This window comes from Rosettibacter sp. KY25 (assembly GCF_057554405.1).
This window is the reverse complement of record NZ_BAAJAO010000004.1, coordinates 167,431-180,764: the sequence shown is the minus strand read 5'-3', so window position 1 is coordinate 180,764 and position 13,334 is coordinate 167,431. Positions and strand designations below refer to the sequence as shown.

General features: G+C 30.6%; 11 protein-coding genes and 1 tRNA gene. All 12 read right to left on the bottom strand.

The genetic code is table 11. From position 1 onward, the window contains the following. Window positions 1-2: 2 nt before the first annotated feature. Window positions 3-614: a phosphoribosylglycinamide formyltransferase gene (gene purN, locus AC27L2_RS04205; RefSeq protein ID WP_487210433.1), complete on the bottom strand. Its 612-nt coding sequence runs from the start codon at window positions 612-614 to the stop codon at window positions 3-5. 61 nt (window positions 615-675) lie between these two features. Then, window positions 676-2,172 (bottom strand): tetratricopeptide repeat protein, encoded by a 1,497-nt coding sequence (locus tag AC27L2_RS04200; protein ID WP_487210432.1) that lies wholly within the window; start codon window positions 2,170-2,172, stop codon window positions 676-678. Beyond that, the gene (pyrG, locus tag AC27L2_RS04195) at window positions 2,169-3,800 is read right to left on the bottom strand and encodes a CTP synthase (RefSeq protein ID WP_487210431.1); all 1,632 of its coding nucleotides are present in this window, start codon (window positions 3,798-3,800) and stop codon (window positions 2,169-2,171) included. The genes AC27L2_RS04200 and pyrG overlap by 4 nt, the downstream gene beginning before the upstream one ends. 100 nt (window positions 3,801-3,900) lie before the next feature. Continuing rightward, window positions 3,901-4,854, bottom strand: a complete 954-nt coding sequence (locus AC27L2_RS04190; protein ID WP_487210430.1) for a lytic transglycosylase domain-containing protein — start codon at window positions 4,852-4,854, stop codon at window positions 3,901-3,903. A gap of 155 nt (window positions 4,855-5,009) precedes the next feature. Then, the gene (locus AC27L2_RS04185; protein ID WP_487210429.1) at window positions 5,010-6,317 is read right to left on the bottom strand and encodes a citrate (Si)-synthase; all 1,308 of its coding nucleotides are present in this window, start codon (window positions 6,315-6,317) and stop codon (window positions 5,010-5,012) included. A gap of 47 nt (window positions 6,318-6,364) precedes the next feature. After that, window positions 6,365-7,666, bottom strand: coding sequence for a hydroxysqualene dehydroxylase HpnE (hpnE, locus tag AC27L2_RS04180; protein ID WP_487210469.1), 1,302 nt, complete (start codon window positions 7,664-7,666; stop codon window positions 6,365-6,367). Next, window positions 7,666-8,508, bottom strand: coding sequence for a presqualene diphosphate synthase HpnD (hpnD, locus tag AC27L2_RS04175; protein WP_487210428.1), 843 nt, complete (start codon window positions 8,506-8,508; stop codon window positions 7,666-7,668). The genes hpnE and hpnD overlap by 1 nt, the downstream gene beginning before the upstream one ends. After that, on the bottom strand, window positions 8,505-9,356 hold the full coding sequence (hpnC, locus tag AC27L2_RS04170) for a squalene synthase HpnC (protein ID WP_487210427.1): 852 nt from the start codon (window positions 9,354-9,356) through the stop codon (window positions 8,505-8,507). Before hpnC ends, hpnD begins: the two co-directional genes overlap by 4 nt. 12 nt (window positions 9,357-9,368) lie before the next feature. Then, window positions 9,369-10,016 carry a hypothetical protein gene (locus AC27L2_RS04165; RefSeq protein ID WP_487210426.1) on the bottom strand — a complete coding sequence of 216 codons (648 nt, stop codon included), beginning with the start codon at window positions 10,014-10,016 and terminating at the stop codon, window positions 9,369-9,371. A gap of 161 nt (window positions 10,017-10,177) precedes the next feature. After that, window positions 10,178-10,261: transfer RNA gene (locus AC27L2_RS04160), tRNA-Leu, on the bottom strand. A gap of 46 nt (window positions 10,262-10,307) precedes the next feature. Beyond that, window positions 10,308-12,599, bottom strand: a complete 2,292-nt coding sequence (locus AC27L2_RS04155) for a penicillin-binding protein 1A (RefSeq protein ID WP_487210425.1) — start codon at window positions 12,597-12,599, stop codon at window positions 10,308-10,310. Window position 12,600: 1 nt separating this feature from the next. After that, window positions 12,601-13,329, bottom strand: coding sequence for a UDP-2,3-diacylglucosamine diphosphatase (locus tag AC27L2_RS04150; protein ID WP_487210424.1), 729 nt, complete (start codon window positions 13,327-13,329; stop codon window positions 12,601-12,603). Between the last annotated feature and the right edge of the window lie 5 nt (window positions 13,330-13,334).

The following is a 13,334-nucleotide window of genomic DNA, read 5'->3' as shown; positions in this document are numbered from 1 at the left end:
ATTTATTCTAATATTATAACCCGATTATTTTCTAATCTAATTTTGTCATCTGCAAATTTTTCTACAACAAATGGAAGAAGTTCATGTTCAATTTTCAATACTCTCTCTGCAATTTCCTCGGGAGTTTTAACATCGCTGATATCAACTGCTCTTTGAGCAATAATTTTTCCATTATCATAAATTTTATCTACAAAATGAACAGTTGCACCAGAAACTTTAGCAGAAGAATCAAATACTGCTTTATGCACATTAATTCCATACATTCCTTTACCGCCAAAAGAAGGAAGTAATGCAGGATGAATATTTATTATTCTATTTTCGAAAGCATCAACAAATTCATCTGGGATTTTTTTTAGAAATCCTGCCAAAACTATCAATCCCACATTCATACTTTTCAGTTTATCAATCAATTGAGAATAAGTAATAAAATTTTCTTTTTCTTTTGTACTTACAAAAAAAACAGGAATATTTTTTTCTTCAGCAAATTTAATTGCAGGGCAATCTAATCTATCACTAACAATTGCAATAATTTCGGCTTTCGATTTGGGCACTTTTTCATAAATAGCTTTTAAGTTTGAACCCCGTCCCGATACAAACACTGCAATTTTCAACATAATTTTATTCTTATTAAAAATTATCTAAAATGAAATGAATAATCAATGAACTCATTTAGAATCATTTTCTATAAAGTTTTCTCTTAAGATTTTCTATTAAGGACTGAATATAATCTCTGAACTCATAATCATTATTTTCTTCGGCTGCTGTAAGATATTTCTTTGCTTCTTCTTTATCATTCAAGAAATATTTTGATTTAGCTATTATAAAATTTGCAAATGGGACAGTCCATTTTTCTCTTTGGCTTTTCAATTCTAAAACATTTTCTGCAAATTTTACTGCATCTTGTAAATTTCCAAGATAAAGTGATGCTTCGCTCAAGTAAATCAGTGCAAGATTTTTTCTGCCATTGCTTATAGATTCAATTTTAGATTTAATGCTGTCATAAGCAATTTTGTACCAGCCAGCATCAATATAATTTTTCATTCGAATCAGAAACAAATCGACTTGGGAAATTCCTTTTTCAAAAAAATATCCACTTTTTTCTTTTGCATAAGAATCTTCAAATAAATCGGGATTTCCTTCATCAACTTTATTAAGATACTTTTTATATTCATCTTCATCATTCAACATTTTAAAACTTATTGCTAATTGAAATGCTGCGCTTCCTTTCAAATCCGGTTCTCTTGTAGTTTCAAGGAATATTTTATAATGCTCAATTGCTTTTTTGAATTGATTCTTCTTGAAATAAATTTCCCCCTTTCGATAATTGGCAAGTGAGGTAACCTGCGGAAAATATTTGTTATTAAGTTTTATTACTTCATTCAAAATTTTTTGAGCATTATCTAATTTTTTATCTCGAATTAAAGTAACAGCATATTGATAGCGGAACAAGGAATTTTGGGGATATTGAGAAATTAATTTTCTTAATAATCTATAAGAGCTGTCGTATGCAGCAAAGTAATCTGAATAAATTTTTGCAAGATGAAATTCTATTTCTGTTTTGTCGAGAACACCTTTTTTATATGCAGTTTTTATGTAGTTTAATCCTTTGCTTTTATCTGATGAAAGACCTGTAAGATCAACTGCCCATTTCAAAAAGTCAGGCACAAAGCTCATAGCATAATTAAAAATTCCAAGACCAAAATATGCATCATAGAATTTTGTATTCATCTTTAAAGTTTTTTCGTAATAATCAATAGCTTTTTTGCTATACCAGAATGCATCAACAGAAGAATTATTAGTGGCATTAATCATAGCTCTCCAAGATGCAAGATTTCCTGCCATGTAGGTCAATCTAAAATTTTTTTCATTTACTTCGAGAAGTGAATCGATTTTATTCTGTGCTAGTTCTGCATATTTATTGAATTCATTAAAATGATGTTCATCCCTGCTTCCAAGAAAGCACCAAAAATGAATTTGAGCTAAATGAAAATATCCATGCGGTAAATTTGGAGCTCTTCGAATTACACGATTAAAAATTTTTTCTGCAGAATTTATTTCCATATTGTAAGCTTTTGAAATGCCCTGTTGAATTAATTCATTAATACTTGATTGAGCTTGGTAATTATTAAAAAGAATAATTATTATAAAAAATGTTAACTGTAATTTTTTCAATTTTTGTTTTTCTCCTTTGAAAATTGATAAGCAGCTTTCACAAATTCTCGGAAAAGAGGATGAGCTTTTGTAGCTCGAGATTTTAGTTCTGGATGAAATTGACAACCAACAAACCACGGATGATTTTCAAGTTCAATCATTTCAACTAAATTCTCATCAGGTGAAAGTCCGCTGAATATCATACCATGTTCTTCAAGAATAGGTCTAAACTTATTGTTTACTTCATAACGATGTCTATGGCGTTCGGAGATTTTTTGTTTTTTATAAGCTTCATAAGCTTTTGTTTTCTTTTTAAGTATGCATGGATAAGCACCGAGTCTCATTGTAGCGCCTTTTATTTTTACTTTTGCCTGGTCTGGCATAATATGAATAACATTGTAAGGATTATTTTTTGTAAACTCGGCACTGTTAGCTTTTTTAAGTCCACACACATTTCTTGCAAATTCTATTACTGCACATTGTAAGCCAAGACAAATACCAAAGAAAGGAATTTTATTTTCGCGGGCATATTGAATTGCAAGAATTTTTCCTTCAATACCTCTTTCTCCAAATCCACCTGGGATAAGCAGCCCATCATAACCTTTCAAAATTGCTTCGGCTCCTTTTTCTTCAACTTCTTCTGAGCTGATGAAATCAGCTATAACTTTTACATTGTTTTCAGCTCCTGCATGAACAAATGCTTCTGAAATACTTTTATATGCATCTTTGTTTTCAACATATTTGCCGCATACTGCAATTTTAACTTCTTCGGTAGAATTTTTTATTTTATCAACAAAAGAGATCCATTCATCAAGATGAAGATTTATATCAGGTAATTTTAATTTATCCAGAATAATTCTATCTAATTCCTGTTCATAAAGAATTAATGGAACTTCGTAAATTGTTGAACAATCATATGCAGAGATAACTGCTTCCGGTTTAACATTTGTAAACAATGCAATTTTATCGCGAATTTCTTTTGATAATTTTTCTTCAGAACGGCAAACCAAAATATTCGGCTGAACTCCAAGTTCCAATAAATTTTTCACACTATGCTGAGTTGGTTTAGTTTTCATTTCACCTGCAGATGCAATATAAGGCACAAGTGTTACATGAACGCTTATCGCATTTTTTCTTCCCATCTCGAGCATAATTTGACGCATAGCTTCGATGAATGGAAGACTTTCAATATCACCTACAGTTCCGCCAATTTCTGTAATTATTATATCATATTTTCCTGTTTCACCAAGGAGTTTCATTCTTCTTTTTATTTCATCAGTAATATGAGGAATTACCTGAACAGTGGCTCCAAGGAAGTCACCTCTTCTTTCCCTTGTAATTACTTCATAATAAACTTGTCCAGTAGTAGTGTTATTTGCACGAGACATATCTACATCAAGAAATCTTTCATAATGACCTAAATCTAAATCTGTTTCTGCTCCATCATCTGTTACATAAACTTCCCCGTGCTGGAATGGATTCATGGTGCCAGGGTCTACATTAATGTAAGGGTCAAATTTTTGAATGGTGACACTATAGCCACGTAGCTTCAATAAAAGACCAATTGATGAAGCTGTTATTCCTTTTCCTAACGAAGAAACAACGCCTCCTGTTATAAAAATATACTTAACTTTCTTTTTGTGGGACATTAAACTTCAATATTATGGTAGAAAATCTCGGGTTGAAAAATAACAAAAATTGTTCATTTGTCTATTAAATTTCAGAAGAGATTATCAAAAAAATTTACTTTTATTCGTCAAGAAGATAATATTCCCTCCCTTTAGGAATTTTAATTACATAAGTTTTATTTGATTTATTGGGAAGATAATCTGCTCTAAGCCAGGGATTTAATAACTTAAGTACTTTATAATTTATTCCGTGCTTTTCTGCAAAGCTAACAAGATTGTTTATTGAGCTTTTTACTATAATTTCATTTGTTTGAATTGGCTGATATAAATCTTCTTTTTTAAGATAATAACCATACTTCTCTGGATTTGTCATAATTTCTTTCATTGCAAGAATTCTTGCAACAAAGCGATATGTTTCGGTATTAAGAAACAGGTTATAATAATTTTTTGTTCTCTGCCTATTAATTTGCAAATCGATTCCATTCATTCCATAATTATAAGATGCAGCTGCGAGTGTCCAGCTTTTGTATTTTAAGTATGCTTCTCTTAAATATTTACATGCAGCCTCTGTAGATTTTTCTACATTATATCTTTCATCAACTTCTTTAGTTACTTCCAGACCATATTTCTTTGCTGCTGCTTCCATTAATTGCCAGAATCCAACTGCCCCTGCATTTGAAACCACATTAGATAGATTGCTTTCGATTACAGCAAGATATTTGAAATCATCTGGAATAGCATACTTTTTCAAAATTGGTTCTATTACAGGAAACCATCTATTTGCTCTTTTCAGTGCTAATATTGTTGATGAATACCAGTAAGCATTAACAAACAATTCTCTTTCAATTCGTTCTTTTACATCGATATCATTTAAGGGCACCAGTTCACCACAAAAATCTAATTTATCTGGCACAGTTGGAATGAAAATTTTGTAGGTTTCTGGTTCTATTTTAACGACAATCTGCTGAATATTTTTTCTTTCCTTAAATGCTAAATAACTCATTATTAATGAAATCAAAGAAATTATAACAATCAAACTTATTCCAGCTGCAATAAAAATATTTTTTTTGTTCATATTATTTTATTTATTAATTCAATCATAAAATAAAATTTATCTAAAATAAAAATTAGACTTTAAGCAAATACTTAGCAGAAGATTAAATTGACTTGTAATTTTTAGAAGATAAAAAGAGCCGGAGTAAAATTCCCCGGCTCATAAAGTTGAACAAATTATTTTTTCCCGAAAGCAATTTCTTCGAGCATTGCAGTTGTAACAGATTTTGGTCTTTCAATTGGATAACCGAGTGCACGAGCCCAGATAATATTTGCACAAACTCCAAGTGCTCTTCCAACCCCAAAGAGTACTGTATAAAATTCATATTCTTTAACACCATAATGCCATTGAATTACACCTGATTGAGCATCAACATTAGGCCATGGATTTTTTGCTTTCCCCTGTTCCATAAGAATTGGGGGCACAACTTTGAATAATAAATCTACATACTTGAATATTGGGTCATCTGGTAAATGTTTCAAGCAGAATTCTCTTTGTGCCATGTATCGCGGGTCAGTTTTTCTTAATACTGCATGACCAAATCCAGGAATAACTTTTCCAGCTTTGAGTGTATCCCAAACAAATTGTTTCATTTCATCTTCAGTTGGAATTTTTCCTCCCATCGATTCCATTACACCATGCAGCCATCTTAAAACTTCTTCATTAGCTAAACCGTGCAATGGTCCAGCAAGGCCATTTAACATTGCACTTATTGCATAATAAATATCCGAAAGTGCACTTGCAACTAAATGTCCCGTATGTGCGCTTACATTACCACTTTCATGGTCGCTGTGCAAAATAAAATAAAGCCTTGAAACATCATCATAAGGTTTATCAATACCCATCATGTGAGCAAAGTTGCCGCCAAAATCTAAATGCGGGTCTCCTGGAATAATATCTCCATCTTTATACTTCCATCTGTAAATATGAGCAGCAATTTCAGGAATTTTTGCAAGAAGATTCATTGCATCTTCATAATATGCAGACCAATAATCAGTCTTTTTCAATCCTTTACGATATTCTTTTGCGAAAATAGATTCTCTTTGCATTGACATTATACCAGTTGCAAACATGGTCATTGGATGTGAATCTTTTGGCATAGTATGAATAATATCAAACACATAAGAAGGCACTTCTTTTCTTTGATTAAATTCCTGATGAACTTCTTCTACTTCTTTTTCAGTTGGAATTTCACCAGTTAACAATAAGTAAAAGAGACCTTCAACATAAGGCATTTCTGCTCCTGGAACTTTAGGGAGCTTTTCAAGAACTTCAGGAATTGTCATACCACGAAAACGAATTCCTTCATAAGGATCCAGATACGAAATATCAGTCACAAGGCATTTGATATCACGCATCCCTCCAATCACCTGATTGATTTTTACCTCATCAACTTTCACATCACCAAACTCTTTAAGCAATCTTTCTGTTCGTGGTCTTTCCTGAATAATCTTTTCTTGCAGCTTTTCTTTTAGAGAAGACATATACCCCTCCACCTATTTTTATTACGTTTGTAATAGAATAAATAAATTTATTTCACCGAAAAAACAATTTTTTCAGCTGCAATGTAACCACTCAAAACAGCACTTTCAATTGTTGATGGCAGATTTATAATCGTCCAATCACCTGCAATAAAAAAATTTTCAAATGGAGATTTAATTTTTTTTCTCTTACTTAAAGAACTAACATCAGGAATAAAAGTTGCTCTTTTCTCTTTTATAATTTTATAATCAATTACAAATTCACTTTTGAATATAGGAAAATATCTCTCCAAATCCGAATACAAACTTTCAAGAAGTTCTTCATCTTTTAGATTAATTAATTTATCTGCTGCACTCGTAGTAAGTGTAATGTGTTTATTGTGATTAAAAACCCAATGTATGTTTGAATCGATTAATCCATAAAAATCTTCTGTGAATGGATTTTCTCTTAACCATAAATGCACATTCAAGATTGGTGAATAATTTAACTCAGGAATAAAAGAAAAATCATGAATTGATTTCGAACTTTCTATTTTTATTTTCTTTAATGAATATGAAGGAACTGCTGATATTATGAAATCAAAATTTTCATAAATGTTTTTATCTGTTATTACTTTTATAATTTTATCTTGATCAATAACAAATTTCAAAACTCGTTCAGAGGTTTTAATTTTTCCATTGCGTTCTTTAATAAATTTTTCTGAATCTTTTATATAAAGATTTGTCAAATCCGTAGCTGGCACTAAAATTAATGACGAATTTGAGCTGTTAAAAATTCTCTTTAATATTTCCTTAAAAATTTTTACGGATGCTAAATCTATCCTAGTATTTAACGCACCTACAGTAAGAATTTCCCAGAATGTTTTAATTGATTCATCAGATTGATTTTTTCTCTTAAGCCATTCTTCCACTGTTAAATCATCAAAAGAATTAATATCAAATAAAAGAACTTCGGCGAGAAGTTTAATTATTTTCAATCTCGACTTGAGGTTTATGGCAGAAAATTTCATGAAAGCAAAAATCAAATTAAATGGATAAAATAAAGTTGAGGAATTCAATTGATAAATTTTTCCACCTTTTTCAACATAATTTATTTTTAATGAATTTGGAAAGTGCACCTTATTAAGTGCATTTATTTTTTTCAGGAAATTTAATGCAGCATTGTAGCAGCCCATCATTATATGCTGACCGTTATCATAAAAATCATTATGCTTGGAATTAAATAAAGAATAAGCTCTGCCACCTAATTTTGGAGAAGCTTCAATCAAAGTAACTTTAAATCCTTTATCGGAGAGATAAACTGCAGCACTTAATCCTGCAAAACCACCACCAATTATCAAACAATTTTTCATCAATAAATTAAACTGTATTTAGCCCAAACACCTAATGAAATTGCAGCTTTTTCAATTGTGCTTACTTTGATTTGATTGTTAAACACATCATAATCTTTGGCTTGAATTTTTTTTAGAAGTTTGAAATAAATATGCTGCATAGCACGTGCAGGAAACAATGAGGGTTTATCTTCAAAATCTATTGATTGCTCTGCTTTTTCAAAGAAGTGAAATGCATGCTGGCTTTCATATTCCATCAATTGTTTGAAGTTATCATTATACTTTTTCTGAATTAATTCTGCTTCGCTATAATTAAATCTAATTAAATCACTTTGAGGGATATAAATTCTTCCTTTTTCAATATCTTTTCCAACATCACGCAAAATATTTGTCAGCTGCAATGCAATGCCAAGATTAACAGCATAATCTTTAGCAGATTTATTTTTATAACCGAAAATTTCTATGCACATTAATCCAACTGTTGCTGCAACTTTGTAGCAATATTGAATTAGGTCATCAAAGTTTAAGTATCTTTTTCTTTGCAAATCCATTTCTACGCCGGAAATTAATTCATAGAAATGTTCAATTGGTATGTTAAATTGTTTGATGATATTTGTTAGCTTATTTAACAAATAATAATCAGATTTCCCCTGAAGTGCTTTTTCAAATTCATTTTTCCATTTTCGCAAACGCTCATATTTGATATCTTCATTTTCATTTCCCTCATCAACAATATCATCTGTTTTTCTGCAAAACGCATAAACCGTGTTCATTGCATCTCGTTTTTCAGAGGGAAGTAAACTGAAAGCATAGTAAAAACTGCTCTTGCTTTCTTTTGCTATTATTTTTGATTGGTCATTCATTTTTTCAAAGCTTTATAAAATAATTTTACTACATCTTTCTTTGAAAGAGTTGGTCTAAAATTCAAAGTGTTATAATCAAGTTCCTCAATTTTTTCTAAAATTTTTTCTCCGCCAAGTATTGTAAGTTTAATTTGTAATCTAAGCATTGCTGGAAGATAAATTAAAATATTTTCCCCTTGGCGGAACAGTTCTTTCGTTTTTTCTATATGAAATTTTAATAACTGCTTAAAGTTAGCATTATTTTTTTTTAACTCAAAAATATTCTCGCTAACACCAAACTTTTTCATTTCATCAAGAGGCAGATAAATTCTGTTTTTTCTATAATCAATTGAAATATCTTGATAGAAATTTGTCAATTGAAGTGCTGTGCATACAGCATCAGAATATTGCATTATTTTTTCATCTCTAATATCATACAATTCAAGAATTAATCTGCCCACGGGATTAGCAGATCTTTCACAATAATTCAAAACATCTTCAAATGTTTTATATCTTGTAACAGTTACATCCTGTTCAAAGGCACTTAAAAGATTGAAAAAATATTTTGGCGTCAGGTTCATCAAACTGATTGTGTTTCCCAGAGCCATCCAGAAATCATCTTCATAAATTTTTTTCAAAGCATTCACAAGTTTATTTTTATAATTTTCCAGAAGCATTAATCTAAAATCAACTGGATAGTTACCTTCATCTGCTATGTCATCTGCCTGACGTGCAAATTGATAAATAACTGCAATATGTTTTTTCAATCTATGCGGCAGAAAGAATGAAACAACTGGAAAGTTTTCATAGTGAGCCTTAGAAAATTTTAATGCATTCTTGTATGCTTTTTTTAATCTATCATATTTCATTCTAAGTTAACATTAATTTTTCAATTTAGATTTACTTTTTTTATTCAAAATATTAAAAAAATACAAAGCGATAATTATCAATAATGCACCTGACAAATAAATAAGCCATGAAAATTTTTTCCCTTCAAAAGTAACATTAAGATTTTTTTCGGTATACAAAGATGCAAGTGAAAATGACCATCGTGCAATGTTTGAATCAATTTTTACTTCATGTGCATTTGAGGAAATAATTTTTGATGGAAGCTGAAGTTCATAATTCCATTTATATTGGGAAAAGATTAAAGAAAAAATTTTTGATTCTTCATCAGTTAATTTTTCTTTGCTGACTGGATATATTTTTCTAGAAAAAATGATGTTTCCATCTTTATCTTTTGTAAGTGATATTATTCCAAACATTCCACTTTGTGTTGTATCATCAGTGATTGAATTGAGATTCTCGATTGAATCAAACTTCAATGTAATTTCAATCCATCTTATATTATTATTCACAAAAGTTCTGCTGTTAAGGAATTTTATTCCCTTTTTGTTTAGATAATTTTTTTTGATTGAATCTGCATTAAAGTTGTCAAGTTCAAATTTTCCTTTCCCAAGATTAAATATTTCATTGTTTATTCCAATAGCAAAAGTAATTTCACCTGAGCCATCATGATTTAATTTCATTTTTTCTGAGTACTGAAGACATGAAGTAAGGATTAAAAAAATTATTAGTGAAATTTTTTTTAATAATTTCATTTCAATAAGAAATTGTTTGGCAGGAAGTTAACAAATAATTTATTATTTATGAACCGAATAGTAAATGTGAAAAAAATAAGAAATTTTTGTGCCCGGAACAGGACTCGAACCTGCACTGGCTAAAGCCAACTAGCTCCTGAAGCTAGCGTGTCTACCAATTCCACCATCCGGGCAAAATTTCAATTCAAAAATAATCACAAATGAATTTTAAAACAAAACTCATCTAATTTCTTTAGCTTCGTGTGTGGAATCTTTTAATGAGTATCTGCTGGGAATAATTGCTTTATTATCCAAAAGTGCATCAAAACTTTCTGGCAGATTTTTAATATTTGCTATATCTACATAAACACCGCCGCGGCAATCAGATGAGTAAAGTTTAGGATTTCCATATTCAAATATTGATTCTCTGCAATATTTAACTGGAACAACATTTCCGCTTGCAGGAGGCTGAAAATCTTCAAGAGGTAGTTTCAATTGTTCGTAAACATCATGCATAAAGATTGCCCAGATAGGTAGTGCAGCTCTTGCACCCTGACCATATTCACCTGTAAATGAAATTCTTTGGTCATCAAATCCAACCCAAACACCTCCAACTAGTTGAGGAGTAAAACCAACAAACCAGGCATCAGCATAATCCTGAGTTGTTCCTGTTTTCCCAGCTGCTGGTCGCTGAAAATTGTAACGATATCTTGCAGCAACTCCAGTTCCTTGGTCAATGGCAGTTCTCATCATATCAGTTACAATGTAAGCTGTTTCTTCAGAAATTCCTTCACGCGACTCAGATACAAATTTATCTATCAACATTCCATCTTTATCTTCAATTCTTAAAATAGAAATTGGTTCATTGTAAATTCCATGATTAGCGATAGTAGCATAAGCAGTCGTTAATTCAAGCGGTGAAACGAGTGATGTTCCGAGTGCAATAGATGGATAGAGTTCGAGTTTGCTTTTTATTCCGAGTCTTTCAGCAATTCTTCCGATATCAGGAAGTGGTGCATAATCTTCAATTATTAATCTTGCAGCAACAATGTTTATTGAATGAGCAAGTCCCTGTCTTAATGTAGTAAAGCCACCTGTTGACAAATCAAAATTTTGAGGACTCCATCCGTTGTAATTAAAAGGCTGATTTAAAATTGGATAAGCTGGATACAAACCTCTATCTATTGCCACAGTATATACTATTGGTTTGAAAGCTGAGCCGGGTTGTCTTTTTATTTGTGTTACATGATTAAGTCCATATAAAAATCTTTGATTTCGCCCGCCGACCATTGCTCTAATTTCACCTGTTTTAACATCCATCACAACAAAACCAACTTCAATTTGCTTTGCTGCATTTTTAACTGAGTCGATAAACTCCTGATTATTTTTTAATCTATAATAGATACTTTTTCTTTCTTCTTCGTTCGAAGCTGTTCTATATTCAATTCTATTTTTTATTGCTTTGTCGATTAAATCATCAATTACGCCTTTATATTTACTCCATGACCATGATTTATCAAATTGTTTTTGAAATTCATTCAAATGAACTTCGGCTGCATGAACAGCAATTCTCTGCATTCGGCTGTCGAGTGTAGTATAAATATTTAATCCATCTCGATACAAATCATAACCATATTTTGCTGCAATTTTTTCCATTTGTTGTCGAATGTATTCTACAAAGTGCGGTGCGATGGTTCCTCTAATTCCCTGTTCAATTTTTTTGTAAGATAATCTTATAGGCTTTACTTTTAATCTTTCATACTCTTCTTCACTTAGATAACCCATTTCAACCATATTTTTTAATACAACATTTCTTCTTTGAAATGCTCTGTCATATTTTTCATACGGGTCATAATAAACCCATGATTTCAGTAATGCAATTAAAAGAGCTCCTTCTTCAATACTCAAATGTTTGACATCTTTATCAAAGTAAACTTTTGATGCCATTGCAATACCATAAGCGCCATGACCAAACCATTGAATGTTAAAATACATTTCGAGTATTTCTCGTTTGGTATATGTTTTTTCAATCTGGATAGCAGTTATCCATTCGCGAATTTTTCTGATTATTGTATCGAATAAAGATTCGTTCTGTAGTTTTAATTCATAAAGATTTTTTGCAAGCTGTTGCGTAATTGTGCTTGCTCCTTCTCTCTTAAACAAAAAAATATTCTTAAACATTGCTTTTATAAATCTGCCAATGTCAACTCCCCAGTGGTCATAAAATTTTCTGTCTTCAGTTGCAATAAGTGCATTAATTACATGAGGCGGTATGCTATCAATGCTTACTTCAACTCTGTTTTCTTTGAAAAATTGCCCAATCAATTCTCCATCAATACTATAAACATTGCTTGCTAATTGAGGTTTTGGATTTTCAAGTTCATCAAGTGAGGGCAAGCCTTCAAAAATATATTGAACCAAAAGTATAAATGCAGTTAAAAATATTATTCCCAAAAAAAGAATAAAAAATTTTAATCCTCTGCTCTTTTTCTTTTTCTGAATATTTTTTGAAGGAATTTGATTTTTAATCATCTTACACCCAATCTATAATCTCAAAATTATTTGTGAATTTTCCATAACATGGTTTTTGCAGCCATGAGCCAAGATTTATATAATATCCATGATTAAACTTTTCAAATGTTCGAATGTGTGAATGACCAAAAATTACGTAGTCATAGCCTTCACTAATTTTTTCTTTGGCTATATCATAAAGTCCATCAAGTTTATTTTGAAATTTTTGAGAAGAATAATTCCTGCTTGTTTTACTTGAAAGACTTGCAATCTTAATTCCCAAATCAGGATGAATCATTGAATAAATTTTTTGAAGAAATTTGTTTCTTAAAATTTGTTTAAGAATTCTATAGCCGACATCGCTTTTAATCAAACCATCGCCGTGCCCAATAAAAAATTTTTTTCCATTTAATTCAATTGAAATTGGATTATGATAAAGTGAAGCTCCGATTTCTTTTTCAAAAAAATCTCTGTGTAAAAAATCATGATTGCCAATGAAATAATGAATCTTTTTCTTGCTTTCAGAAAAATCTTTCAATGCTGCATAAGTTCTATAAAATCCTTTTTGAATTACTCTTTTATATTCAAACCAGTAATCAAACAAATCGCCCATTATGAATAATTCATCACAGTTTTCCTTTGCAAATCGAAGAAATGAAATAAGTTTATTTTCCTTTTCTATTTCAATTTCTTTAGAATCTAAACCCAGATGCAAATCAGATATAAAAAAATATGTTTTCAGAGAATTCATAACAA

Bases quoted from the DNA above. Each gene is read 5' to 3' on its own strand.
- purN (WP_487210433.1), bottom strand. From the start codon at position 614: ATGTTGAAAATTGCAGTGTTTGTATCGGGACGGGGTTCAAACTTAAAA.
- pyrG (WP_487210431.1), bottom strand. From the start codon at position 3,800: ATGTCCCACAAAAAGAAAGTTAAGTATATTTTTATAACAGGAGGCGTT.
- AC27L2_RS04190 (WP_487210430.1), bottom strand. From the start codon at position 4,854: ATGAACAAAAAAAATATTTTTATTGCAGCTGGAATAAGTTTGATTGTT.
- AC27L2_RS04185 (WP_487210429.1), bottom strand. From the start codon at position 6,317: ATGTCTTCTCTAAAAGAAAAGCTGCAAGAAAAGATTATTCAGGAAAGA.
- hpnE (WP_487210469.1), bottom strand. From the start codon at position 7,666: ATGAAAAATTGTTTGATAATTGGTGGTGGTTTTGCAGGATTAAGTGCT.
- hpnD (WP_487210428.1), bottom strand. From the start codon at position 8,508: ATGAATGACCAATCAAAAATAATAGCAAAAGAAAGCAAGAGCAGTTTT.
- hpnC (WP_487210427.1), bottom strand. From the start codon at position 9,356: ATGAAATATGATAGATTAAAAAAAGCATACAAGAATGCATTAAAATTT.
- AC27L2_RS04165 (WP_487210426.1), bottom strand. From the start codon at position 10,016: ATGAAATTAAATCATGATGGCTCAGGTGAAATTACTTTTGCTATTGGA.
- AC27L2_RS04155 (WP_487210425.1), bottom strand. From the start codon at position 12,599: ATGATTAAAAATCAAATTCCTTCAAAAAATATTCAGAAAAAGAAAAAG.
- AC27L2_RS04150 (WP_487210424.1), bottom strand. From the start codon at position 13,329: ATGAATTCTCTGAAAACATATTTTTTTATATCTGATTTGCATCTGGGT.